The sequence below is a fragment of the Agrobacterium sp. InxBP2 genome, assembly GCF_026191755.1.
Taxonomy (GTDB): domain Bacteria; phylum Pseudomonadota; class Alphaproteobacteria; order Rhizobiales; family Rhizobiaceae; genus Agrobacterium; species Agrobacterium pusense.
Genome location: NZ_JAINDY010000033.1, coordinates 382233 through 404530 on the forward strand (window position 1 = coordinate 382233; position 22298 = coordinate 404530).

Sequence of the window (22298 nt, forward strand, 5' to 3'; positions counted from 1 at the left end):
CGCTTCATTTGTTCTACCCACCAAGGCCAAAGAACCCGTATATCGTGAGCTTCAGATGACCCTTGTAGACGTGCGCACCCCCGACCCGAAACGCTTCATTCCCGGCGCCACCGGCGATTGGGAAATCGTGATCGGCATGGAGGTGCATGCGCAGGTTCTCTCCAATTCCAAGCTGTTCTCCGGCGCCTCCACCACCTTCGGCAATGCGCCGAATTCCAACGTGTCGCTGGTGGATGCGGCCATGCCCGGCATGCTGCCTGTTATCAACGAGGAATGCGTGAAGCAGGCGGTGCGCACCGGTCTCGGCCTCAAGGCCAAGATCAACAATCGCTCGATCTTCGACCGCAAGAACTACTTCTATCCGGATTTGCCGCAGGGCTATCAGATTTCGCAGTTCAAGGATCCGATCGTCGGCGAGGGCACCATCACCATTTCGCTTGGTCCCGACCGTCAGGGCAATTTTGAGGATATCGAGATTGGCATCGAGCGCCTGCATCTGGAGCAGGACGCCGGCAAGTCGATGCACGACCAGCACCCGACCATGTCCTTCGTGGACCTGAACCGTTCGGGCGTGGCGCTGATGGAAATCGTCTCCAAGCCGGACATGCGTTCGTCGGATGAGGCGAAGGCCTATCTCACCAAGCTGCGCTCCATCGTGCGTTACCTTGGCACCTGCGACGGCAACATGGACGAAGGCTCCATGCGCGCCGACGTCAACGTCTCCGTGCGCCGTCCGGGCGAAGGCTTCGGCACGCGCTGCGAGATCAAGAACGTCAACTCCATCCGCTTCGTCGGCCAGGCCATCGAATATGAGGCGCGTCGCCAGATCGCCATTCTGGAAGATGGCGGCGTCATCGATCAGGAAACCCGCCTGTTCGATCCCGGCAAGGGCGAAACGCGGTCCATGCGCTCCAAGGAAGACGCGCATGACTATCGCTATTTCCCCGATCCGGACCTGCTGCCGCTCGAATTCGATGATGCCTTCGTCGAGGCGCTGAAGGTCGATCTGCCGGAACTGCCTGATGACAAAAAGGCCCGTTTCGTCGCCGATCTCGGCCTGTCGGTCTATGACGCCTCGATTCTGGTCTCAGAAAAGGCGATTGCCGATTATTACGAAGCCGTCGCCGCCGGACGCGATCCAAAGGCTGCCGCCAACTGGGTCATCAACGACCTGCTCGGCGCGCTGAACAAGTCCGGCAAGGACATCGAGACGACGCCGGTGTCGCCAGAACAGCTCGGCGGCATCATCGATCTCATCAAGGCCGAGACCATCTCCGGCAAGATCGCCAAGGATCTGTTTGAAATCGTCTGGAACGAGGGCGGTAATCCGGCCGAGATCGTTGAAGCCCGCGGCATGAAGCAGGTGACCGACACCGGCGCCATCGAAAAGGCCGTTGACGAGATCATCGCCGCCAACCCGGATCAGGTCGAGAAGGTCAAGGCGAAGCCGACGCTCGCCGGCTGGTTCGTCGGCCAGGTGATGAAGGCGACGGGCGGCAAAGCCAACCCGCAGGCTGTGCAGGCGCTGGTCAAGGCGAAGCTCGGAATCGAAGACGAATAGGAACTGTGGGTCGGAGCGGCCCTCAGAAAAGGTTGAGGGAGACTGTAGACCTCTCCTTCGTCATCCTCGGGCTTGCCCCGAGGATCTAACGAGCCACACAAGGTTCACCGCGTTTAGATCCTCGGGGCAAACCAGAGGATGACGTCCAGCAAGGGCGACTGACATCACTTCTGCCGGGATCAACGCCCGGCATTTCTGTTTCAAGACGGAGCCAGATCATGTTTTTCATCCGCACAGCCAGCCTGCGTGACATCGAGCCAGTCCGGGCGCTGCTCGCGACGACATGGCACGCGACCTATGACGCTATCTACGGCGCGGATAAGGTCAACCAGCTGATCGCAGCCTGGCATTCGCCGCAGGCCATGAAAGACCGCGTCGAAAAGAAAGGTGGCGAGTTCCTTGTTGCCGATGACGGCAAGCGGATCGGCGGCATGGCTTACGGCTCCATGTCTACCAAGATGGCGAAGACGGCGCTGTTGCACCAGCTTTACGTGGCGCCCGATCTTCAGCGGCAGGGCGTCGGCCGCGATCTCTTCGCAGAGCTAGAAACCTGCTTTCCCGACGCGGAAATCATGCGGCTTGAGGTTGAGCCCAAAAATACTGTCGCAATCAACTTCTATGAAGGCGTCGGATTTGTCGAGGTGGACCGAATCGAGCGCATGGCGGGTATCGAGGGGCTGCCCGGCATCGTGATGGAAAAGAGCCTGACTCGATGAATGCGACCCTGGAAAATCTGATAATTCGAACGGCCCGTGAAGACGATCTGCCGGCGCTCGCCGCCATTTTTGCCGCTGACGAGATCGGCGGCCACGGCGATACGGCGGACGAATCGGCACAGCCCGATTATCTTGCCGCCTTCCGGGCAATCGAGGCCTCGCCGAGCGAAACGCTTTACGTCGCCGAACTGGATGGCGAGGTGGTCGGCACCTTTCAGACGGCGATCCTCACCAAGCTCGTCGGGCGAGGGGCCAAGTCTATGGTCATCGAAGCGGTGCAGACAAGGGCCGACATGCGCGGTCGCGGCATCGGCGCGGTGATGATCAACTATTGTCTTGATGAAGCCCGCCGTCAGGACCTGAAAGCCGCGCAGCTCACCTCCAACATGGCCCGGTTGGACGCGCACCGCTTCTACGAGCGGCTGGGTTTCGAGAAGCGGCATCTTGGCTTCAGGATGAAGCTGAAATAGCACGGATATATCTTGAAATGCTGGACAATTGGCGTGAGGGGCGGCATAAGCATGTCTTGTGCCGTGCACGGAAAATCGCTGCGGCGCATTCAAGCCTGAGGAACGTAGAATGAAGACTCTCCTGACGCAAATCTTCACCTGGTGGAACGGCCAGACGATCGGAACGCGGTTTCACACCTGGCGTTTCGGCAAGAAGGTGGGGCAGGACGAGTTGGGTAACACCTATTACGAAGGCGGCACCACCTCCTGGGGCATGCCACGCCGCTGGGTGATCTATAACGGCTACGCTGAGGCCTCTGCCATTCCGCCCGGCTGGCATGGCTGGATGCATTACCGCACCGACGTTCCGCCGAGCCAGGAAAGCTACGTTGCGCGCGAGTGGCAGAAGCCGCATCAGCCAAACCTTACAGGCTCGTCCAAGGCCTATCGCCCTCAGGGCTCGCTGGCTGTGGCCGGGGAGCGCCCGCGTGTGACCGGCGACTACGACGCCTGGACACCCGGCAACTGAGCTATCGCGATGCGCGGTGTTGTGCAAAACGCCGCGCATGCATCCGGCCTCACCGGTTTTTGCCACATTCCGCCCTTAGGCGTTGATCCGGTCGGCGTCCCGACACAGGCAAATTTTGGAGACACATCGTATGAGGAAAATCACGCGGGACCGTTCTTTGCGTGCGCTGACGGTGACGCTGTTCGCGGCGGTTTCTGCTGCCTTCCTCATTTCGCCCGTCTCCGCCGCCCGGCTTGAAAACCGCGTAGCGGTCTTTTCCGGCATCGACAAGATCACGGGCCGCATCACGTCCTTCGATGTCTATATCGATGAGACGGTGCAGTTCGGCGCGCTTCAGGTCACGCCGAAGGTCTGTTACTCGCGCGACCAGACGGAAGCGCAGAAGATCGACGCATTTGTCGAAGTGGATGAAATCACCCTCGACCGTAAAATCCGTCGCATCTTCACCGGCTGGATGTTCGCCGACAGCCCCGGCCTCAACGCCGTGGAACACCCGATCTATGACGTATGGCTGACGGGTTGCAAACAGGACTCGGAAGTGCCTGCGCCCTCTACGGCAAGCAAATAACCCAAGATAACGTCTAGAAATGCAGACTCGGCCGATTGACGGCGACGTCGAGCATTTTCGCATATTCAAGCTTCGGCACATCGATGGCGCCGAACGTTTTCAAATGCTCCGTCGTGAATTGAGTGTCGAGCAGCACGAAGCCGCTTGCTTTTAATCTCTCCACCAGATGCACGAGGCAAATCTTCGATGCATTGGTGCGACGGGAGAACATGCTTTCGCCGAAGAATGCCGCTCCCAGCGAAACGCCGTAGAGTCCGCCGACAAGCTCCTTGCCTTCCCAGGCCTCGACGCTATGGGCATGGCCGATCTGATGCAGTTCGCTATAAAGCCTGCGAATGGTGGCGTTGATCCAGGTACTTGGCCTGTCCGGGGCCTCTGCGGCGCAGCCCGCCATGACAGCCTCGAAAGCGGTGTTGAAGCGTATGTCGAATGGCTTCTTGCGCATCGCTTTGGCGAGGCTTTTGGAAATGTGGAAGGAATTGAGCGGGATGATACCGCGCACTTCCGGCTCGACCCAGAAAAGCTCGGGATCGTCAGCCGAATCGGCCATCGGAAACAGGCCGGCGGAATAGGCGCGCAGCAGGATATCGACCGTTATGTCGTTATTTCTGCTGCGCCGCCCAGCCATATCGTCTTAGTGAGACGCGTCACCGGCCAGATATTTTTCCAGCCAGTGAATATCATAATCGCCCTTCAGGATATCCTCATTCTGAAGAAGATCCTGGAAAAGCGGCAGCGTGGTCTTGATGCCGTCGACGACGAATTCGTCGAGCGCCCGACGCAGGCGGCGAATGCATTCGTCACGGTCGCGGCCGTGAACGATGAGCTTACCGATCATGCTGTCGTAATAGGGCGGGATCTTGTAGCCCTGATAGGCGCCCGAATCGACGCGCACACCAAGGCCGCCCGGCGTGTGGAAATAGGTCAGCGTGCCAGGCGAGGGAACGAAGGTGCGCGGGTCTTCGGCATTGATACGGCATTCGATGGCGTGGCCATGGAATTCGATATCGGCCTGCGTGACCGAGAGGCCCTGACCCGATGCGACGCGGATTTGTTCCTGCACGAGATCCATGCCGGTAATCGCTTCCGTGACCGGATGCTCCACCTGCAGACGCGTGTTCATTTCGATGAAATAGAACTCGCCGTTTTCATAAAGGAACTCGATGGTGCCGGCACCGCGGTATTTCAGCTTGCGCATGGCGCTCGCGCAAATCTCGCCGATCTTCATGCGCTGTTCAACCGTCAGAGCCGGAGAATTGGCTTCTTCCAGCACCTTCTGGTGTCGACGCTGCAACGAGCAATCGCGCTCTCCGAGATGAATGGCATTGCCTTCACCGTCGCCGAACACCTGCACTTCGATATGGCGTGGCTTGCCGAGGTACTTTTCCATGTAGACGGCGTCGTTGCCGAATGCTGCTGCCGCTTCGGAGCGGGCAGTCGCAACGGCCTCTTCCAGATCAGCCTCGGTCTTCGCCACCTTCATGCCGCGACCACCGCCGCCGGCGGTTGCCTTGATGAGGACCGGAAAGCCGATCGTGCGTGCGATTTCCAGCGCGTTCTCAGGCTTCACTTCGCCATCGGAGCCGGGAACCACGGGAATGCCAAGTTCCTGCGCCGTCTGCTTGGCGGTGATCTTGTCGCCCATGATGCGGATATGCTCGGCGGTCGGCCCGATGAAGGTGATACCGTGCGCGTCAAGGATATCGGCAAACTTGGCGTTTTCCGACAGGAAGCCGTAGCCGGGGTGAACGGCGTCCGCACCGGTGATTTCGCAGGCCGCAACGATCTGGTGGATGTTGAGGTAGCTGTCACGCGAAGGCGGCGGGCCGATGCATACGCTTTCGTCGGCGAGGCGCACATGCATGGCGTCCGCGTCCGCCGTGGAATGCACGGCGACGGTGGGAATGCCAAGCTCCTTGGCAGCGCGCAGGACGCGCAGCGCAATTTCGCCGCGGTTGGCTATGAGGATCTTCGAAACCATGCTGAACCGCCTTTATTCGATGACCACGAGGGCTTCGCCATACTCCACGGGCTGTGCGTCGTTGACGATGATTTCCACGACCTTGCCGGACTTCGGAGCCGGGATCTGGTTCATGGTCTTCATGGCCTCGACGATGAGAAGTGTCTGGCCTTCCTTGACGGTTGCGCCGACTTCGATGAAGGGGCGGGCGCCAGGGGCTGGCGAGAGATAGACTGTGCCAACCATGGGCGAAGACACGGTGTTTGCCGGGTTGCGTGCCGGTGCAGCGGCTGCTGCCGGTGCAGCAGGGGCCGCGATTGCCGGCGCGGCGGGCGCTGCTGCGGGAGCCGGTGCATAAGCGGGCGGTGCTGCGGCATAAACCGTGGCTGCGGGAGCGGCGCGCGAAACGCGGATGCGCAGGTCATCCTGCTCCACTTCGATTTCCGAAAGGTCGGTATCGTTGAGGATATTTGCGAGTTCGCGGATCAGTTCCTTGTCGATACCCTGTTTCTTTTCAGACATGACAAACCCTATTCTTTGTTTCTTTTTATGCCGTGATGTTTTTCAGCGCGTGAAGCGCCATGACGTATCCATATGGTCCGAAACCACAGACCATGCCCTTCGCTGCCGGTGAGACCATCGATTTGTGGCGGAACTCTTCCCGGGCGTGGATGTTGGAAATGTGCACTTCCACGACGGGCGTGGAAATCGCGCGAATGGCGTCGTGCAACGCGATAGAGGTGTGGCTGTAAGCGCCGGGATTGATGACGACACCCGCCGCCCTTTCTCCCGCCTCATGCAACCAGTCCACGAGCACGCCTTCGTGGTTGGACTGGCGGAATTCCACTGCGAAACCGAGATCGGCACCGGCTTGAAGACAATCATTCTCGATGTCCTTCAGCGTCTTGCCACCATAGATACCCGGTTCCCTTTTTCCCAGCATGTTGAGATTGGGGCCGTTGATGACGATGATGATGTTGCTCATTCACGTTTCCATACGAAAATCAGCGACACCTATAGACTGCGCAGCCGCCAAGGAAAAGCCCCTGCAAGCCGTAAACCGGCCGCCAGGCCGGCATCTCACAGGGAATGCACTTGCTTTTTTAGCAATCAGGAGCAGGTGGCTTTACCGCAGCTGCGCATATTGGCGATTTTCTCCTTCAGCGGGTCGGCACCGACGGCGCCGAAAACCGCCTCGTCGCCGACGATATAAGACGGCGTTCCCGTGATGCCGAGGCTGTTTGCCAGCTTGTAGGTTTCCTGCACCTGCGCATCATTGGGGTTTTCGGCCATCGACTTGCGGATATCGGCTTCCTTGAGGCCTAGCGAGGTCGCGACTTCCATGGCGCTGTCCTCATTCGCCCGTCCGCGGCCGCCGAGGAGCGTGCGCTGGAACTCCGGATATTTGGCAGGCGCCAGCAGCTTCACGGCATTGGAGACGCGGTGGGCGGCAACCGATTCCGGTCCGAGGATCGGGAATTCCTTGAGCACGACGCGTATTTTCTTGTCGCTCTTCAGGATGTTGTCCATGTCTCCCATGGCGCGTTTGCAATAACCGCAGTTGTAATCGAAGAACTCAACGAGTGTGACGTCGCCATCGGGATTGCCGAGTGCCAGATCGAATTTCGATTCGAAGATCGCCTTTTTGTTGTCGGCGACCGCCTCTGCCGCCTTGGCGTTGCGCGCCGCATATTGCTTGCGCTCAAGCGCATCCTGAACCTCAAGCATGATCTCCGGGTTCTCGATCAGATACTGCTTGATGAACTCGCCCATTTCCTTCTTCTGCTGCTCATCGAGCGCATGCGCGGGCAGGGAGGCGAATACCGCTGAAAGGGCCGTCACGCTGGCAAGAAGGGTGGAACGGAGAAAATGCGCCATATCGGTCCTCATTCTGTGCGGCCGGAGCCTCTTGAAATCTTATGAAGGCAATTACCTTACTTTAAGCCAAATGCCATACGGCAAAAATACTTGTCCGCATTATGGTCGCATGATTGTGAAGATTGTGATTCTGCGGCAAGTCTCTGAAATACGGTTCAGGAAAGAGCATGCCCTTGATTACGATGTCGAAGCGGAGCGCAGTCGAACCCTTTCACGCCATGGATATTCTGGCGGAGGCGAACAGGCGCAGGCAGGCGGGCCGCCCCGTCATTTCCATGGCGGTCGGCCAGCCCTCCCATCCCGCACCGAAGGCGTCGCTGGCAGCGGCTCAAGAGGCGCTGAAACATGGGCGGATCGGTTATACCGATGCGCTCGGCCTGCGCGAACTGCGGGAGGCGATTGCCGGCCATTACCGGTTGCGTCACCAGGTCGCGATCGATCCGGCTCGCATCGCCGTGACAACGGGCTCGTCAGCGGCCTTCAATCTTGCCTTTCTCAGCCTTTTCGACGCAGGCGATCATGTCGCGATCGCGAGGCCCGGTTATCCGGCCTATCGCAATATCCTGAAGGCTCTCGGCCTCAACGTCGTGGAAGTGCCGGTCACGGCTGAAACCGGCTACACGCTGACGCCGGCAAGTCTGGAGCGTGCGGAAACGAAAGCGGGCTGCAAGCTGAAGGGCGTTCTGCTGGCAAGCCCGGCCAATCCGACCGGCACCGTCACAGGCCGCGAGGCGCTGAAGCGGCTTGCGACCTATTGCGAAAGCCGCGACATGGCCTTCATTTCCGATGAGATTTACCACGGCCTTACCTTCGTCGGCGAAGAGACGAGCGCACTCGAAATCACCGACAATGCGGTGGTCATCAATTCCTTCTCCAAATATTATTGCATGACGGGCTGGCGCATCGGTTGGATGGTCTTGCCGGAAAACCTCGTCCGTCCGGTCGAGTGTCTGGCCCAGAGCCTTTATATTTCCCCGCCTGAACTGTCGCAGCTTGCGGCGACCGCAGCCTTTTCGGCGGCCGAGGAACTGGATGTCTATCGGGAGAGCTATCGCACCAATCGCGATTTCCTGATGGCGCGACTGCCGGAAATAGGCCTGCCGCTGGCATCCCCCATGGATGGCGCGTTTTATGCCTATGTCGATACCAGCCGTTTTTCCAATGACAGCATGGATTTCGCAAAGCGTATGCTGGCAGAAATCGACGTGGCAGCGACACCAGGCATGGATTTCGACCCGGAGGAAGGCCACAGGGCGCTGCGGATTTCTTATGCGGGTTCCGTGTCTGACATTGCCGAGGCCGTTGGGCGTATAGCCGGCTGGCTGAAATAACCGGGTATCATACGCTGGGGAGATCAGGCGGGCGTGCAGCCAAAGGTGCTGTTGAACGCCTTTTCACCCTTGGCAGTAAAGGTCAGCACACGGCCGTTTCCGCGCCGCAACCAGTCGCGCTGCTGCATCGCTTCAAGAAGCGATGCGCCAAGCCCGCCGCCGAGGTGATGCCGGCGTTCGCTCCAGTCCAGGCAATGCAGGCAGACCGGGCGGCGGGCCTTTTCGAGCGGCGAAAGGTCTATGCCGAAGTTCGAGAAGAAGTCGCGTCCGCTCTCCGTTAAGGCAGGATCATCACCTAACGTCAGGAGACCCTTTGCGGTAATGGCGGCAAGCAGTGCCACGCCGCTTTCCCCGGCCAGATGATCGTAGCAGATGCGCGCCTCACGAAGCGCCTTGTCCTTCGGCCCGGTGCGCACACGTACCGCGCCAGTGCGTTGGGCAAGCCCCATCAACGCTTCCAGAACCTGCGCCACATCCTCATCGGAGAGGCGGAAATATCGATGTCGACCCTGTTTTTCCGCTTTCAGCAATTGTGCGTCCGAGAGCTTTGACAGGTGACCGCTGGCAGTTTGCAGGGTCACACCCGCGGCTTCCGCGAGCTCGCTCGCTGTCAGCGCGCGCCCGTCCATCAGCGCCGTCAAGATGTTGGCGCGGGCAGGATCGCCGATAAGGGCGGCAACATTGGCAATCACGGGTCCGTCTTTCATGCTTCGATGGTAACCGAAGCATCGAGGCATGGCAATGGCGTAGAAGGGAGAGGCAGAACATGAGGAGACAAACGATGCTGACCTGTTTCATCCGCTACGAGATCGATCCTTTCAAGGTCGATGCCTTCGAACGCTATGCCCGCAACTGGGGAGAGGCGATCCCGCGTTGCGGGGCTGATCTGATCGGTTATTACGCGCCGAAGGAGGGATCGAGCACCATTGCCTACGGTGTCTACAACATCGAAAACCTCGCCGCGTACGAAGCCTATAGGGCGCGGCTCGCCGCCGATCCGGCCGGGCAGGAAAATTATGAATTCGCGCGCCGCGAACAATTCATCCGTCGCGAGGACCGACTGTTTCTGCGCCTCGCATCCGCCCCCCACGCGGGAGCCGGACGATGATCGCCGTGATTTTTGAGGTCTGGCCAGCTGCAGGCGAGAAGCAACATTATCTGGATATAGCCGCCGGCCTGCGGGCAGAACTTGAAACCATCGACGGTTTCCTCTCCGTCGAGCGGTTTCAGAGCATCGGCAATCCCGAAAAGATGCTCTCCTTGTCGTTCTTCCGTGATGAGGAGGCGGTGAAGGCGTGGCGTAACACCCTGCCTCATCGCGCCGCCCAGTCGTTCGGCCGGACTGGCGTCTTCTCCGATTACAGGTTGCGTATCGCGCATGTGATGCGTGACTATGGTTTGCAGGAGAGGGAGGAAGCACCGGCGGATAGCCGGTCTGCTCACCCAACGGGTGTCGGCCCGGGCTGACGCATCAGCATCAATTTTTCTGCATGCCTCGACAAGCCTTTCTGGTTCAAACTCGTCTTGGAAACCCGTTAAAGATGAGACAGTTTAAGCTGAAGAAGGACCGCCATACGGGCTGTCCGTCAGACCTGGAATGGGAGAAAAGCGATGTCGGCAGAAAAAGTGGCGGTGGTGACGGCAGGCGGCAGCGGCATGGGAGCTGCCGTTGCGAAACGCCTGGCTGCGGATGGTTACAAGCTCGCTATCCTGTCGTCTTCTGGCAAGGGAGAGGCGCTGGCGAAAGAGTTGGGCGGCATCGGCGTTACCGGTTCCAACCAGTCCAATGAAGACCTGCAACGGCTGACGGATCTGGCGCTTGAGAGATTCGGCCGTATCGACGTGCTGGTGAACAGCGCCGGCCATGGCCCGCGCGCCGCCATCCTCGATATTACCGACGAACAATGGCATACCGGGCTCGATGTCTACCTCATGAACGTCATTCGCCCGACGCGCATCATCGCCCCGGTCATGGTAAGGCAGAGGGCGGGCGCGATCGTCAACATCTCGACTGCTTGGGCTTTCGAACCGAGCAGTATGTTCCCCACATCCGCCGTGTTCCGCGCCGGCCTTGCCTCCTACACCAAGATTTTTGCCGATACCTATGCCGCCGACAATGTCCGCATGAACAATGTCCTTCCCGGCTGGATCGACAGCCTGCCGGCGACGGAAGAACGCCGCGAAAGCGTTCCGATGCAGCGTTACGGCAAGAGCGAAGAGATCGCCGCCACAGTGGCATTTCTCGCATCTGAGGGGGCAGGGTATATTACCGGCCAGAATATCCGCGTGGATGGTGGTCTCACGCGGTCCGTCTGACGGTTGGCCTCTCCCACTCCTCATCCCGTGCCTGTTAAAGGGATCCAGCCAGCCCAGGTCCTTGGGCTGAAAGGGCGCTCCCGCCGCGAGCATGCGTTGACTGCGTTCCTGTGACAAGCTTGGGATGAGGAAATGTCAGCGGCGCCAAAAGCGCCTGTCCTTAGCACCAATAAAAGAAAACGCCCGCAACATCGTTGCGGGCGTCTTTTATCCAAAACGTAGCTTCTCTCAGAAGAAGCCGCGGCGCTGCCACCAGCCGCCCTTGCGCGGCTTCGGCTCATCGCCATCGGGATTGGGAGACGACGACGTAACCACCGGCTCCGAAGTCGAAACATTGCTGCCCCGGTTCGCGCGGACCTTTTCTTCGCTCGCCGGTGCATCCGCCTGCGGAGCGACATCGGCCGACGCTTCGCCTGCTTCTTCAACAGCGACATCCACGACAGTTTCCTCAACGATCACCGGCTCCACCGTTTCAACGGCTTCGGCCTTCGGCGCTTCTTTGGTTTCCGTCTTGGCCTTCGCCTTGCGGGTACGGCGTGGCTTCTTCGGTGCTTCCTCTTCCACGACGTCGGCAACGACACCTTCCACCACTTCGGCTGCGGTCGCCTCTTCGGTTACCGGTGCCTCAGTTACAGGCGCTTCGTCGCTTTCGCTTTCGCCTTCGTCCTCAGCGCCGGAGGCGTCGAGAGCTTCGTCCTCTGCACGATTGCGGCGACCGCCTCGCTTCCCGCGGCGACGGCGCTTGCGCTTGCTTTCCTCTTCGGAGGTTACAGCTTCCGCAGTGCCGTTTTCGGTCTCAACGCCATTGTCATCGGTGTCGATCCCGTCGTCATCACCCTCGGCATCGTCGCCGTCAGCGTCGTTGCCGGAACCGGCCTCAAGCGAGCCGTTCTGGTCGTTCTGACCGCCCTTGCCACGACGGCGGCGACGGCGCTTGCGCTTGCGCTTGCCTTCTTCGCCATTGTCGCCCTGCTGCTGCTGGCGGGGCTGGGCGCTTTCGGTCTTGACGATTTCTTCCTCGTCTTCGTCCTCTTCCACCTCGGCGACAAAATCGTCTTCTTCTTCCACGAAGTTCGGCAGCATCTGGATGAGGCTTTCGATCTTCACGGGATTTTCGACGGCTTCACCGCGATCGATGGCGAAATGCTGGGCGCCGACGCCGGAGTCGGCGGCAATGATGATCGACACGCCGAAGCGGCCTTCATAATCGACAATCGTGCCGCGCTTGTGGTTGAGCAGATAGAGCGCCGTTTCCGGCGTGCAACGCACGGTGATGTTGTGGGTGGTGTTGCGCAGCAGATATTCCTCGACGCCACGCAGCACATGCAGCGCGATGGAGGATTCCGAACGCACATGACCCGTGCCGCCACAATGCTGGCAGACCTGCGTGGTCGATTCCAGCACCGAAGCGCGAATGCGCTGGCGCGACATTTCCAGAAGACCGAAATGCGAGATGCGGCCGACCTGGATGCGCGCACGGTCGTTCTTAAGGCAGTCCTTGAGCTTCTTCTCGACGGCGCGGTTGTTGCGCTTTTCTTCCATGTCGATGAAGTCGATGACGACAAGACCGGCAAGGTCGCGCAGACGCAGCTGGCGTGCCACTTCTTCCGCAGCTTCCAGGTTGGTCGTCAGCGCGGTTTCCTCGATGGAATGCTCGCGTGTCGAACGACCGGAGTTGACGTCGATCGAAACCAGAGCTTCGGTCTGGTTGATGATGAGGTAGCCACCGGACTTCAGCGTCACCTGCGGCTGCAGCATGCGGTCGAGCTGCGCTTCGATGCCGGAGCGCGAGAAGATCGGGTGAATGTCACGGTAAGGCTGAACCACCTTGGCGTGGCTCGGCATCAGCATCTTCATGAAGTCTTTCGCTTCACGATAGCCTTCTTCGCCGGAAACGATGATCTCGCTGATATCCTTGTTATAGAGATCGCGGATCGAACGCTTGATCAGCGAGCCTTCCTCGTAAACGAGGCAGGGAGCCGTGGAATTCAGCGTCAGCGTGCGGACGTTTTCCCACAGGCGCATCAGATATTCAAAGTCGCGCTTGATTTCGACGCGGGTGCGGTTGGCGCCTGCGGTGCGCAGAATGACGCCCATACCCTGCGGCACTTCCAGATCGCGCGCGATTTCTTTCAGACGCTTGCGGTCGGTCGGCTGGGTGATCTTGCGGGAAATACCGCCGCCACGCGCCGTATTCGGCATCAGCACGGAGTAACGGCCGGCCAGCGACAGATAGGTGGTGAGTGCAGCACCCTTGTTGCCGCGCTCTTCCTTGGCCACCTGCACGAGAAGGATCTGGCGGCGCTTGATGACTTCCTGGATGCGGTATTGTTTGCGCGGCTTGCGGGCAACGCGATCCGGAACTTCTTCCATGGCGTCTTCGGCGCCGACGGATTCGATCACTTCCTTTTCGTGATGATCGTCATCGTCGTCGTCATCATCGTCATTGCCGCGGCGAAGACCTTCGACTTCCTCGGAAATCGTGTCGGTATCGACCATCGCGGCCATTTCACCGCCGGTGCTGCCGTCGTCTTCGGAAGACGCGTCTGCCGCCTCGGCTGCGATTTCTTCGGCTGTCTTCTTCTTGGCGCGGGGGCGGCGAACGCGCTTCTTCGGCTTTTCTTCCTCAGCCGGCGCTTCTTCCGCGACGACTTCGACGGCCGCTTCTTCGGAAACCGCTTCCACGACGGGTGCAGCTTCTTCCGTCACAACGGTCTCAGTGGTTTCGCTTGCGGAAACAATGCCGACATCCGGCTGATCCACCTGCGAAAGGTCGATCATCGGGGCGGCGGGCTCAGGCGCATCGGCCGATTCGAAATCGTCGCTGCGGCGATGATCCTCGGCTTCCGCTTTCAGCAGGGCCTGACGATCAGCGAGCGGGATCTGGTAATAATCCGGATGGATTTCCGCGAAAGCGAGAAAGCCGTGACGGTTTCCACCGTAATCCACGAAGGCCGCCTGGAGGGAGGGCTCAACGCGGGTGACCTTGGCAAGGTAAATATTGCCGCGGATCTGTTTCTTGTGTTCCGATTCAAAATCGAATTCTTCGATCCGGTTCCCACGGACGACGACTACGCGTGTCTCCTCTTCGTGGGAGGCGTCGATAAGCATTTTGTCTGCCATGTAAGCTGTGCTCCTCGGCGCAGCCTTGTTTTATACGAGAACAGGCCCGCCACACGGACGAGCCTTTCATATGAGTGCAAGGATGTGCCGGAAATGAAGTCTCCTGCCGGGCGTCTGTAAACTGGCAGCATCCGGACCGACGGCGAGGCGCTTGGCCTGCTCCTGGTATCCGGTTCATGTGAAAACTGCTGCGACATCATTGGCCAGGCGGAACGACAATAATATATAGACCCCTTGGGGTCCGATGAATTTGCTCTCCTCAGAGCGGCGGTGGCAGCGCCACCGGGTAGGTCTCCGGCCACGGCCGGAATTGATCGAGTTTCAGGATAAATGTAACGACGGCAGATGATTGCCCGATTTGCAGCGCCAGCGTCTTTTTCGATTGGCAGCCGGCGGGCATCTATCCCGTCAACACTTTTAACCCTCATCCATGTTGTATGTTTTCTCTGTCATAATAGCAATAGGCTGGCTAAATATGCCATATTGTTGGTGGAATTTCCGGGTTAACAATTGGTTCACCAAGGCCTGCGATGGTGAGGCGCAAACGCGCAAATTGTCGTCCGGCGTGGTTGAAACGGCACCGTTCCGGGTGTTTTACCGCGCCGGTTATCGAAAATGATTGAAATACGGAATTTCTTGAAGACCATGAATTTCACGCGCAGCGCAACGAAATCAGGTGGGGCAGGGTGGATTGGCGCGCGAATCGCGCGGCTTGCGGCTGTCGTGACATTGTCTGCCGTCGCCTCGGTTTCCGTCGTCCCGGCCGTCCAGGCAACAGAGCCGCTTGTCGCGCATCAGGCCCGCATCATCGGCGATGAGGCGCGCACGCGCATCGTTCTCGATTTTGCCGAGGAGCCGGAGTTCGACGTTCACTATCTCGATTCGCCCGCCCGCATCGTGGTGGACTTCCCGGCGGTGAATTTCAGCTTTCCCGCATCCGATCTCAGGCCGACCGGCCTTTTTTCCGATATTCGCTTCGGCGGAATGGGGGAAAACAGCGCCCGTATCGTGCTGACGGCGAGGAAGCCGGTGCGGGTGGCGGTCGCTGAAACGAAAAAGGCCGATGACGGGCAGTCCTTCCGTTTCGTCCTCGATACGGAAATCACCACCAAGGGCAAGTTCGCCGAACTTGTGAAGGAGCAGCAGTGGCAGGCGCCTGCGCCCGTTACCACCGCCGCGATTTCTCCCGCGGACAAGACTTCCCGTCCGGCGGAATTCGTCATCGCGGTCGACGCCGGTCATGGAGGCATCGATGCCGGCGCCTCAGGTGGCACGACGGGCACCGAGGAAAAGGTCATCACCTTGATGTTCGCGAAGGAGCTCGCGGAGCGCCTGAACCGCGAGCCCGGCATAAAGGCCTTTCTGACGCGCGATTCCGATACATTTCTTGCCTTGTCCGAACGCGTGACGATCGCGCGGCAGAACAACGCCAATCTTTTCATCTCCCTGCATGCCGATACACTGAAACAGAAAGGCATACGCGGCGCGACCGTCTATACATTGTCCGATCGCGCGTCGGACCGTATGGCGCAGGAATTGGCGGAGCGTGAAAACAAGTCCGACCAGATCGCCGGTGTCGCCGTTTCCAGCGAGCCGCCGGAAGTCGCCGATATTCTCCTCGATTTCACGCGCCGGGAAACCCAGGCGTTCTCGGTGACACTCGCCGAAAACATCGTTTCTTCCTTCGAGGGGCAGGTTGGCCTCATCAACAATCCACATCGTTACGCCGGTTTCATGGTGTTGCGCGCCCATGACGTGCCATCGGTGCTTCTCGAGCTTGGTTTCCTTTCCAATCCTGACGACGAGAAGCTGCTTCTCGATGCGGAATGGCGCAAGAAGGTGGCCGATACGCTGGCAACAGCCGTCGGGCGGTACCGTTCGAAGGCTCTGGCGAACGGTGGTTGAAGGGAAATGCGCCGCGTCGGCAGAGCTGTTGCCGCGTTGCCATTGATCGCTAAAAATGCTGTTCAATTCGGGACCTTGCGGATGAATAACGGGGCCGAGCCCTATTTTACTCACATTCGCCGCGTTACTCGGAACTCGGATTCGGTGGCGGTCCGCAAAGCGTTGGCGCGGAGTTGCGGGCTGGTGGCCCGGTAACATATCAGCGAATGCTGCCGTATCCGGCTTGTCATCGAAGGTATGGTGTGCAAAACGGCACGCGATATGCAAAGATGCGCCCGTTTCCTCGGGCGTGGATGGTTACGATTCGAATTATCGGTAGCTTGGTATGATCAGACTGATTGGATATTTTTTCGGCTTGGCCAGCGTGCTCTTCCTGTGCGCCGCCGCCGCCGGTGCGATTTATTTGCACGGCGTGACGAAGGACCTGCCGGATTACGCAGTTCTGAGCACCTATGAACCGCCGGTCACGACCCGCGTGCATGCGGGCAACGGGGCGCTTATGGCGGAATATGCCCATGAGAAGCGCCTGTTCCTGCCGATCCAGGCGATTCCCGACCGGGTGAAGGCGGCCTTCCTGTCCGCGGAAGACAAGAATTTTTACAATCACCCCGGCGTCGATGTATGGGGCCTCGGCCGTGCCATTCTCGTCAATATCCAGAATTTCGGCTCCGGCCGCCGTCCGGTGGGCGCATCCACCATCACCCAGCAGGTCGCGAAGAACTTCCTGCTGACAAACGACCAGACCATCGACCGCAAGCTCAAGGAAGCCATTCTTTCCTTCCGCATCGAGCAGACCTATTCCAAGGACAAGATTCTTGAGCTTTATCTCAATGAGATCTTCTTCGGCCTGAATTCCTACGGCATCGCCGGCGCGGCGCTCACCTATTTCAACAAGTCGGTGACGGAACTGACCATTGCGGAAACCGCCTATCTGGCATCGCTGCCGAAAGGTCCGGCCAATTACCACCCGATCCGCCGCGAAAAGGCGGCTCTCGAGCGTCGCGACTGGGTGATCGACCGCATGGCCGAAAACGGCTATATCACGGCCTCCGATGCTGCAGACGCCAAGAAACAGCCGCTTGGAGTGAACCTGCGCCGCGGTGGCGCGCATATCTTCGCGTCCGACTACTTTGCCGAAGAAGTCCGCCGCCAGATCGTCGAGAAATACGGCGAGGAAGCACTTCTCGAAGGCGGCCTTTCCGTTCGCACTTCCTTCGATCCCCAGATTCAGATGGAGGCCCGCAAGGCGCTTCAGGATGGTCTGGTGCAGTATGATGAGCGTCGCGGTTTCCGTGGACCCATCGAAAAGATCGAGACGGCCGGCGACTGGACGGCTGCGCTTGCCAAGGTCAAGGGCTTGAGAGACGTTCCGGAATGGAAGGTCGCGGTCGTGCTTGCGGTTGCCGCAGATGGTGTCGATATCGGCATCCAGGCCGACCCCGATGCGGAAGATGGCGACAAGCGCACGCGCGGTCACATCTCTGCGGAGAACATGCGCTGGGCCTATCGTGACGCGGCAGGCAAGAAAGCCACCGCCAAGTCTCCAGTTGGCGTCCTGACAGTCGGTGACGTCATCTATGCACAACCGCTTTCCAGCTCCGGAAATGAATATCGCCTGCGGCAGCCGCCCAAGGTCCAGGGGGGCATGGTGGTGATGGACCCGCATACCGGCCGCGTTCTGGCCATGGTCGGCGGTTTCTCCTATGCGCAATCGGAGTTCAACCGCTCGACGCAGGCAATGCGTCAGCCCGGTTCCTCGTTCAAGCCATTCATCTATGCAGCGGCGCTCGACAATGGCTATACGCCCGCATCGGTTATTCTTGATGCGCCCATTGAGGTGGTGTCGGGCGGCCAGGTCTGGAAACCGCAGAATTACGGCGGCGGTTCTGCAGGTCCCTCGACCCTGCGCCTCGGCATCGAAAAGTCCCGTAACCTCATGACCGTGCGTCTGGCGCAGGACATGGGCATGAATCTGGTGGCGGAATATGCCGAACGCTTCGGCATCTACGACAAGATGCCGCCGCTTCTCTCCATGTCGCTCGGTTCGGGTGAAACCACCGTGATGCGTATGGTTTCGGCCTATTCGGTCATCGCCAATGGTGGCAAGCAGATCAAGCCGACGCTGATTGACCGCATTCAGGACCGTTACGGCAAGACGATATTCCGCCATGAGGAGCGCGCCTGCGAAGGTTGCAACGCTACCAGCTGGCAGAACCAGGATGAGCCTGTGATCGTCGACAACCGCGAACAGGTTCTGGACCCGATGACCGCTTATCAGACCACCTCGATGCTGGAAGGTGTCGTGCAGCGCGGTACGGCCGCAGGCAAGATCAAGGTCGATCTGCCGGTTGCCGGCAAGACGGGTACCACCAATGATGAAAAGGATGCCTGGTTCGTCGGTTACACGCCGGACATGGTTGCCGGCCTGTACATTGGTTTCGACTCGCCCGCACCGCTCGGTCGCGGTGGTACCGGCGGCTCGCTGTCTGCGCCGATTTTCGGTGAATTCATCGCCGATGCGGCCAAGCATCTCCAGCCGAGCAAGTTCATCGTGCCTGCAGGCATGAACTTCGTTGCCGTCAACCGCAAGACCGGTATGGCGGCAGCGGAAGGCGAACCGGACACGATCATGGAAGCCTTTAAGCCCGGCACAGGCCCGGCCGATAGCTTCTCGGTCATCGGTGCTGAAGGCTACATGTCGCAGGAAGATATTCTGAAGACCTCGCCTCAGGCGCAGCAGGCCATCACCGGCGGTGGCGGCGGCCTTTATTGACATCAGCCATGACGTTTGGCGGGGGCGCGGGTCTTTACATCCGCGCCCCCCGCATTTATTTGAGCAACGAGTTTCAATGAAGGTGAAGAACCAGCGAAATGCGCAATGAAATCGTGAACGTAGTCGACGAAATCAAGCAGGCCATAAGCCTGCTGAGGAGGCATCTTTGACTGGGACCAGGCGATAAGACGACTGGACTGGTTGAACAACAAGGCAGAGGATCCGACCCTCTGGAACGATGCAGCAGAGGCGCAGAAGTTGATGCGCGAGCGCCAGCAGCTCGATGACAGCATCAATGGCGTCAAGGCGCTGGAGCAGCAGCTCCGGGACAATATGGAGCTGATCGAACTCGGCGAGATGGAGGGCGATGATGAAATCGTCAAGGACGCCGAAGACGCGCTGAAGGCGTTGAAGAGCGAGGCAAACCGCCGTCAGGTGGAAGCCATGCTCTCAGGCGAGGCCGACGGCAATGATACCTATCTCGAAGTGCACTCCGGCGCTGGCGGCACCGAAAGCCAGGACTGGGCGAACATGCTGCTGCGCATGTATACCCGCTGGGCCGACCGTGAAGGTTTCAAGGTCGAGGTTCTGGAAGTCCACGATGGCGAAGAAGCCGGCATCAAGTCCGCGACGATCCTCGTCAAGGGACATAATGCCTTTGGCTGGCTGAAGACGGAATCGGGTGTGCATCGCCTCGTCCGCATTTCGCCGTATGACAGCAACGCGCGTCGCCACACGTCGTTCTCTTCCGTCTGGGTTTACCCCGTCGTCGACGATTCGATCCAGATCGATATCAATGAAAGCGATTGCCGCATCGATACCTATCGTTCGTCCGGTGCGGGCGGTCAGCACGTCAACACCACGGACTCGGCCGTGCGCATCACGCACATTCCGACCGGTATTGCCGTCGCCTGCCAGCAGGAACGCTCCCAGCACAAGAACCGCGCCAAGGCGTGGGACATGCTGCGCGCCCGCCTTTATGAGGTGGAGCTGCAGAAGCGGGAAGAAGCGGCCAATGCGCAGGCGGCATCCAAGACCGATATCGGCTGGGGCCACCAGATTCGCTCCTACGTCCTGCAGCCTTACCAGCTGGTGAAGGATCTGCGTACCGGCGTGGAAAGCACGGCGCCCGGCAACGTGCTGGATGGCGACCTGAACGAATTCATGGAAGCCGCTCTTGCCCACCGCATCAGCGGCGGTGCGGATGTGGACGTGGCGGATATCGACTGAGGCCCCAGGCGCGTCGATCGAAAAAGATCACCCCTCGCGAACCCATTGCGAGGGGTTTTTCATTGGAGGAGATGCATGAATCAGGCGCTCTATATCGTCGACGTCCAGCCGAGCTTCAATCCTCCGGCAACGCTGGTTGCCGAGATATCCAGTCTCGCGCAGACCATGCCCAGCCTCGCCACTGTCGAACGCCATGACGAAAGCGTGACGCCATTTGAACGGCAACTGGGCTGGAAGCCGGGCAGGGACGATGAGTCGCTGGTGGTTGCCGATCGCATATTCATCAAACATGGCTATGCGCCGCCACGGGAGGCCATCGACTATCTTCTGTCGCTGAAACTCGACCGCGTGCTGGTCTGCGGCATACAGGCCGATACCTGTGTTCTGGCTGCCGGTTTTGCCCTCTTCGATGCGGGACTTCATCCCACGCTTCTGCCGTGGCTGACGGTCGGCTCGAGTCTCGACCGCAGCGGCGAACTGGGCGCGCGCTTGTGGAAGCATCATTTCGGTGCAGTTCTGGATGGCCCTCATGAGTTGAGCACCCAGACTATCGCATGACGAATGCCCACCGGCCAATCACGGGCTAGTTCGAAGCCTTCTCGACCTTCATCTCACCCAGCTCGTCGATCAGGATCGTCCAGCTTTCCGCTTCCTTGCTCATCGGATCGGTCTTGAGATAAACCGTCACGAAAAGCCCGGGCGAGGCGGGCGCTCCATTCGAGCTTTCGGGACGAATATCCGTGACATAGGACTTCATCTGGCTGAATTCCTCGAGCTCGATATTTTCGAGGAGATTCGGCCCCTCGGCGGTGAAGGCGATGCGCTGCAGATAAATTTTCGCCGTACCATCGCCCTGACGTATCGCGATGACCTTGTAATAGCCGCGCGTTGGTGAGGCAGGTGGGGGCCGCAGCTGTCCGTCAGGCCCCTTCACCGGCTCAAGATTACGATCTTCCCACATGCCGCTGCTGGTGACAAAGATCGCCGAAACCGGCAGCGCGTCAATCGCTTCAGTCTGCGCCCGCGCCGGAAGCACGGCGGCGGCGAAAAGGCAGGCTGCGATGAGGGTTCTTGTCAGTTGCATGGCATTGTCGATCGTTGGCTTCAATTGTTGAACTGTTCGGCGAGGACCCGGTCCGACCACGAACGGTCCGGATCCGAGAGAATTCTGGCCGTCCTGTCCTGCGATTGTGCGATCCGTACATGACGAACGGATTTCACCTCGGTGTGGTCGGCCACCGCGTTCACCGGGCGCTTGTCGCGTTCGAGAACATGAATGTCGACCGTGACCTTATTCGGCAAAAGCGCGCCGCGCCAGCGCCGCGGACGGAAAGCGCTGACCGGCGTTAGCGCAAGCAGCGGCGATTCCAGCGGCAGAATCGGTCCATGGGCGGAAAAATTATACGCCGTAGACCCTGCTGGCGTCGCCACCATCATGCCGTCACAGATCAGCTCTTCCAGTCGCACCTTGCCGTCCACCTCGACCCGAAGCTTGGCAGCCTGATGCGATTGGCGGAACAGGCTGACTTCGTTCATGGCGAGCGCCGTAAACTCGTCGCCGTCGGAATCCGTCGTCGTCATGCGCAGGGGGTGGAAATCGTTGCCGCTTGCCACCGCAATGCGTTCGATGAGGCCTTCCACCCGGTAGTCGTTCATCAGGAAGCCGACCGAGCCCCGGTTCATGCCGTAGACACGCTTGCCGGAATTCATCGTCTCGTTGAGAATCTGCAGCATGAATCCGTCACCGCCGAGAGCCACGATGACGTCCGCTTCGTCAAACGGAGTATTGCCATAAGCGCTTTTCAGCTCTTCCAGCGCCGCCTGCGCCTCCGCAGTCGGGGAGGCTACGAAGGATAGTGAATAGGTAGAATGCGACATCCGCTTCCCTCGACAACGGCGAAGACCGGGACCCGGCCTGCGACTGCAATGTAACCTGTTGAAGCGGTTCGCAATCTTCGA

At 59.5% G+C, this 22298-nt stretch carries 22 protein-coding genes; 13 read left to right on the plus strand and 9 right to left on the minus strand.

The window, feature by feature from the left end:
* The first annotated feature begins 55 nt into the window (after positions 1-55).
* The 5 genes from gatB (at position 56) to K7A42_RS19795 (ending at position 3823) form a co-directional block, all read left to right on the plus strand.
* Positions 56-1561, plus strand: a complete 1506-nt coding sequence (gene gatB / locus K7A42_RS19775; RefSeq protein ID WP_004441410.1) for an Asp-tRNA(Asn)/Glu-tRNA(Gln) amidotransferase subunit GatB — start codon at positions 56-58, stop codon at positions 1559-1561.
* A gap of 218 nt (positions 1562-1779) precedes the next feature.
* On the plus strand, positions 1780-2277 hold the full coding sequence (locus K7A42_RS19780; RefSeq protein ID WP_022556054.1) for a GNAT family N-acetyltransferase: 498 nt from the start codon (positions 1780-1782) through the stop codon (positions 2275-2277).
* Entirely contained in the window at positions 2274-2747 is a 474-nt protein-coding gene (locus tag K7A42_RS19785) for a GNAT family N-acetyltransferase (protein WP_037089102.1), read from the plus strand. Before K7A42_RS19780 ends, K7A42_RS19785 begins: the two co-directional genes overlap by 4 nt.
* Before the next feature lie 109 nt (positions 2748-2856).
* The gene (locus K7A42_RS19790; RefSeq protein WP_004441414.1) at positions 2857-3255 is read left to right on the plus strand and encodes an NADH:ubiquinone oxidoreductase subunit NDUFA12; all 399 of its coding nucleotides are present in this window, start codon (positions 2857-2859) and stop codon (positions 3253-3255) included.
* 130 nt (positions 3256-3385) lie between these two features.
* Positions 3386-3823, plus strand: a complete 438-nt coding sequence (locus tag K7A42_RS19795; protein WP_004441417.1) for a DUF2155 domain-containing protein — start codon at positions 3386-3388, stop codon at positions 3821-3823.
* A gap of 13 nt (positions 3824-3836) precedes the next feature.
* Here K7A42_RS19795 and aat read toward each other — a convergent pair whose 3' ends face one another.
* From aat to K7A42_RS19820, 5 genes are all read right to left on the minus strand, one after another.
* The gene (gene aat / locus K7A42_RS19800) at positions 3837-4451 is read right to left on the minus strand and encodes a leucyl/phenylalanyl-tRNA--protein transferase (protein ID WP_072494319.1); all 615 of its coding nucleotides are present in this window, start codon (positions 4449-4451) and stop codon (positions 3837-3839) included.
* A 6-nt stretch (positions 4452-4457) separates the two neighbouring features.
* Complete coding sequence (gene accC / locus K7A42_RS19805) at positions 4458-5804, minus strand: acetyl-CoA carboxylase biotin carboxylase subunit (protein WP_004441425.1); 1347 nt, start codon at positions 5802-5804, stop codon at positions 4458-4460.
* 12 nt (positions 5805-5816) lie between these two features.
* The gene (accB, locus tag K7A42_RS19810) at positions 5817-6305 is read right to left on the minus strand and encodes an acetyl-CoA carboxylase biotin carboxyl carrier protein (protein WP_004441427.1); all 489 of its coding nucleotides are present in this window, start codon (positions 6303-6305) and stop codon (positions 5817-5819) included.
* A gap of 25 nt (positions 6306-6330) precedes the next feature.
* Positions 6331-6768, minus strand: a complete 438-nt coding sequence (gene aroQ, locus K7A42_RS19815; protein WP_004441429.1) for a type II 3-dehydroquinate dehydratase — start codon at positions 6766-6768, stop codon at positions 6331-6333.
* 125 nt (positions 6769-6893) lie between these two features.
* Complete coding sequence (locus K7A42_RS19820) at positions 6894-7661, minus strand: DsbA family protein (protein ID WP_004441433.1); 768 nt, start codon at positions 7659-7661, stop codon at positions 6894-6896.
* A gap of 173 nt (positions 7662-7834) precedes the next feature.
* Here K7A42_RS19820 and K7A42_RS19825 point away from each other — a divergent pair, with 173 nt between their 5' ends.
* Entirely contained in the window at positions 7835-8992 is a 1158-nt protein-coding gene (locus tag K7A42_RS19825; protein ID WP_006698022.1) for a pyridoxal phosphate-dependent aminotransferase, read from the plus strand.
* Positions 8993-9015: 23 nt separating this feature from the next.
* Here K7A42_RS19825 and K7A42_RS19830 read toward each other — a convergent pair whose 3' ends face one another.
* Positions 9016-9699 (minus strand): ArsR/SmtB family transcription factor, encoded by a 684-nt coding sequence (locus K7A42_RS19830; RefSeq protein ID WP_042935937.1) that lies wholly within the window; start codon positions 9697-9699, stop codon positions 9016-9018.
* 74 nt (positions 9700-9773) lie between these two features.
* Between K7A42_RS19830 and K7A42_RS19835 the strand changes: the two genes are divergently transcribed.
* From K7A42_RS19835 to K7A42_RS19845, 3 genes are all read left to right on the plus strand, one after another.
* Positions 9774-10100: an NIPSNAP family protein gene (locus K7A42_RS19835; protein ID WP_004441442.1), complete on the plus strand. Its 327-nt coding sequence runs from the start codon at positions 9774-9776 to the stop codon at positions 10098-10100.
* On the plus strand, positions 10097-10459 hold the full coding sequence (locus K7A42_RS19840; RefSeq protein ID WP_137068644.1) for an antibiotic biosynthesis monooxygenase family protein: 363 nt from the start codon (positions 10097-10099) through the stop codon (positions 10457-10459). The genes K7A42_RS19835 and K7A42_RS19840 overlap by 4 nt, the downstream gene beginning before the upstream one ends.
* Positions 10460-10603: 144 nt before the next feature.
* Positions 10604-11308: an SDR family oxidoreductase gene (locus tag K7A42_RS19845; protein WP_004441449.1), complete on the plus strand. Its 705-nt coding sequence runs from the start codon at positions 10604-10606 to the stop codon at positions 11306-11308.
* A 228-nt stretch (positions 11309-11536) separates the two neighbouring features.
* On the opposite strand, the gene K7A42_RS19850 is transcribed toward K7A42_RS19845, so the two are convergent.
* Positions 11537-14431 carry an Rne/Rng family ribonuclease gene (locus tag K7A42_RS19850; protein WP_137068645.1) on the minus strand — a complete coding sequence of 965 codons (2895 nt, stop codon included), beginning with the start codon at positions 14429-14431 and terminating at the stop codon, positions 11537-11539.
* 645 nt (positions 14432-15076) lie between these two features.
* On the opposite strand from K7A42_RS19850, the gene K7A42_RS19855 reads away from it, so the two are divergent.
* The 4 genes from K7A42_RS19855 (at position 15077) to K7A42_RS19870 (ending at position 20897) form a co-directional block, all read left to right on the plus strand.
* On the plus strand, positions 15077-16336 hold the full coding sequence (locus tag K7A42_RS19855) for an N-acetylmuramoyl-L-alanine amidase (RefSeq protein WP_282455858.1): 1260 nt from the start codon (positions 15077-15079) through the stop codon (positions 16334-16336).
* A gap of 325 nt (positions 16337-16661) precedes the next feature.
* A complete protein-coding gene (locus tag K7A42_RS19860; protein ID WP_004441461.1) occupies positions 16662-19109 on the plus strand; it encodes a penicillin-binding protein 1A in 2448 nt (815 codons plus the stop codon).
* Between the two features lie 98 nt (positions 19110-19207).
* A protein-coding gene (gene prfB / locus K7A42_RS19865) for a peptide chain release factor 2 (RefSeq protein WP_282455736.1) occupies positions 19208-20339 on the plus strand; the annotation gives its coding sequence in 2 pieces (ribosomal slippage) (positions 19208-19276 and positions 19278-20339; 1131 coding nt in all).
* 75 nt (positions 20340-20414) lie between these two features.
* Positions 20415-20897: a cysteine hydrolase family protein gene (locus K7A42_RS19870; protein WP_184285444.1), complete on the plus strand. Its 483-nt coding sequence runs from the start codon at positions 20415-20417 to the stop codon at positions 20895-20897.
* A gap of 25 nt (positions 20898-20922) precedes the next feature.
* On the opposite strand, the gene K7A42_RS19875 is transcribed toward K7A42_RS19870, so the two are convergent.
* The gene (locus K7A42_RS19875; RefSeq protein ID WP_173614594.1) at positions 20923-21423 is read right to left on the minus strand and encodes a hypothetical protein; all 501 of its coding nucleotides are present in this window, start codon (positions 21421-21423) and stop codon (positions 20923-20925) included.
* 20 nt (positions 21424-21443) lie between these two features.
* On the minus strand, positions 21444-22217 hold the full coding sequence (locus K7A42_RS19880) for an NAD kinase (protein WP_022556066.1): 774 nt from the start codon (positions 22215-22217) through the stop codon (positions 21444-21446).
* Positions 22218-22298 lie beyond the last annotated feature (81 nt).

Bases quoted from the DNA above. Each gene is read 5' to 3' on its own strand.
- gatB (WP_004441410.1), top strand. From the start codon at position 56: ATGACCCTTGTAGACGTGCGCACCCCCGACCCGAAACGCTTCATTCCC.
- K7A42_RS19780 (WP_022556054.1), top strand. From the start codon at position 1,780: ATGTTTTTCATCCGCACAGCCAGCCTGCGTGACATCGAGCCAGTCCGG.
- K7A42_RS19785 (WP_037089102.1), top strand. From the start codon at position 2,274: ATGAATGCGACCCTGGAAAATCTGATAATTCGAACGGCCCGTGAAGAC.
- K7A42_RS19790 (WP_004441414.1), top strand. From the start codon at position 2,857: ATGAAGACTCTCCTGACGCAAATCTTCACCTGGTGGAACGGCCAGACG.
- K7A42_RS19795 (WP_004441417.1), top strand. From the start codon at position 3,386: ATGAGGAAAATCACGCGGGACCGTTCTTTGCGTGCGCTGACGGTGACG.
- aat (WP_072494319.1), bottom strand. From the start codon at position 4,451: ATGGCTGGGCGGCGCAGCAGAAATAACGACATAACGGTCGATATCCTG.
- accC (WP_004441425.1), bottom strand. From the start codon at position 5,804: ATGGTTTCGAAGATCCTCATAGCCAACCGCGGCGAAATTGCGCTGCGC.
- accB (WP_004441427.1), bottom strand. From the start codon at position 6,305: ATGTCTGAAAAGAAACAGGGTATCGACAAGGAACTGATCCGCGAACTC.
- aroQ (WP_004441429.1), bottom strand. From the start codon at position 6,768: ATGAGCAACATCATCATCGTCATCAACGGCCCCAATCTCAACATGCTG.
- K7A42_RS19820 (WP_004441433.1), bottom strand. From the start codon at position 7,661: ATGGCGCATTTTCTCCGTTCCACCCTTCTTGCCAGCGTGACGGCCCTT.
- K7A42_RS19830 (WP_042935937.1), bottom strand. From the start codon at position 9,699: ATGAAAGACGGACCCGTGATTGCCAATGTTGCCGCCCTTATCGGCGAT.
- K7A42_RS19835 (WP_004441442.1), top strand. From the start codon at position 9,774: ATGCTGACCTGTTTCATCCGCTACGAGATCGATCCTTTCAAGGTCGAT.
- K7A42_RS19840 (WP_137068644.1), top strand. From the start codon at position 10,097: ATGATCGCCGTGATTTTTGAGGTCTGGCCAGCTGCAGGCGAGAAGCAA.
- K7A42_RS19845 (WP_004441449.1), top strand. From the start codon at position 10,604: ATGTCGGCAGAAAAAGTGGCGGTGGTGACGGCAGGCGGCAGCGGCATG.
- K7A42_RS19850 (WP_137068645.1), bottom strand. From the start codon at position 14,431: ATGGCAGACAAAATGCTTATCGACGCCTCCCACGAAGAGGAGACACGC.
- K7A42_RS19855 (WP_282455858.1), top strand. From the start codon at position 15,077: ATGAATTTCACGCGCAGCGCAACGAAATCAGGTGGGGCAGGGTGGATT.
- K7A42_RS19860 (WP_004441461.1), top strand. From the start codon at position 16,662: ATGATCAGACTGATTGGATATTTTTTCGGCTTGGCCAGCGTGCTCTTC.
- K7A42_RS19870 (WP_184285444.1), top strand. From the start codon at position 20,415: ATGAATCAGGCGCTCTATATCGTCGACGTCCAGCCGAGCTTCAATCCT.
- K7A42_RS19875 (WP_173614594.1), bottom strand. From the start codon at position 21,423: ATGCAACTGACAAGAACCCTCATCGCAGCCTGCCTTTTCGCCGCCGCC.
- K7A42_RS19880 (WP_022556066.1), bottom strand. From the start codon at position 22,217: ATGTCGCATTCTACCTATTCACTATCCTTCGTAGCCTCCCCGACTGCG.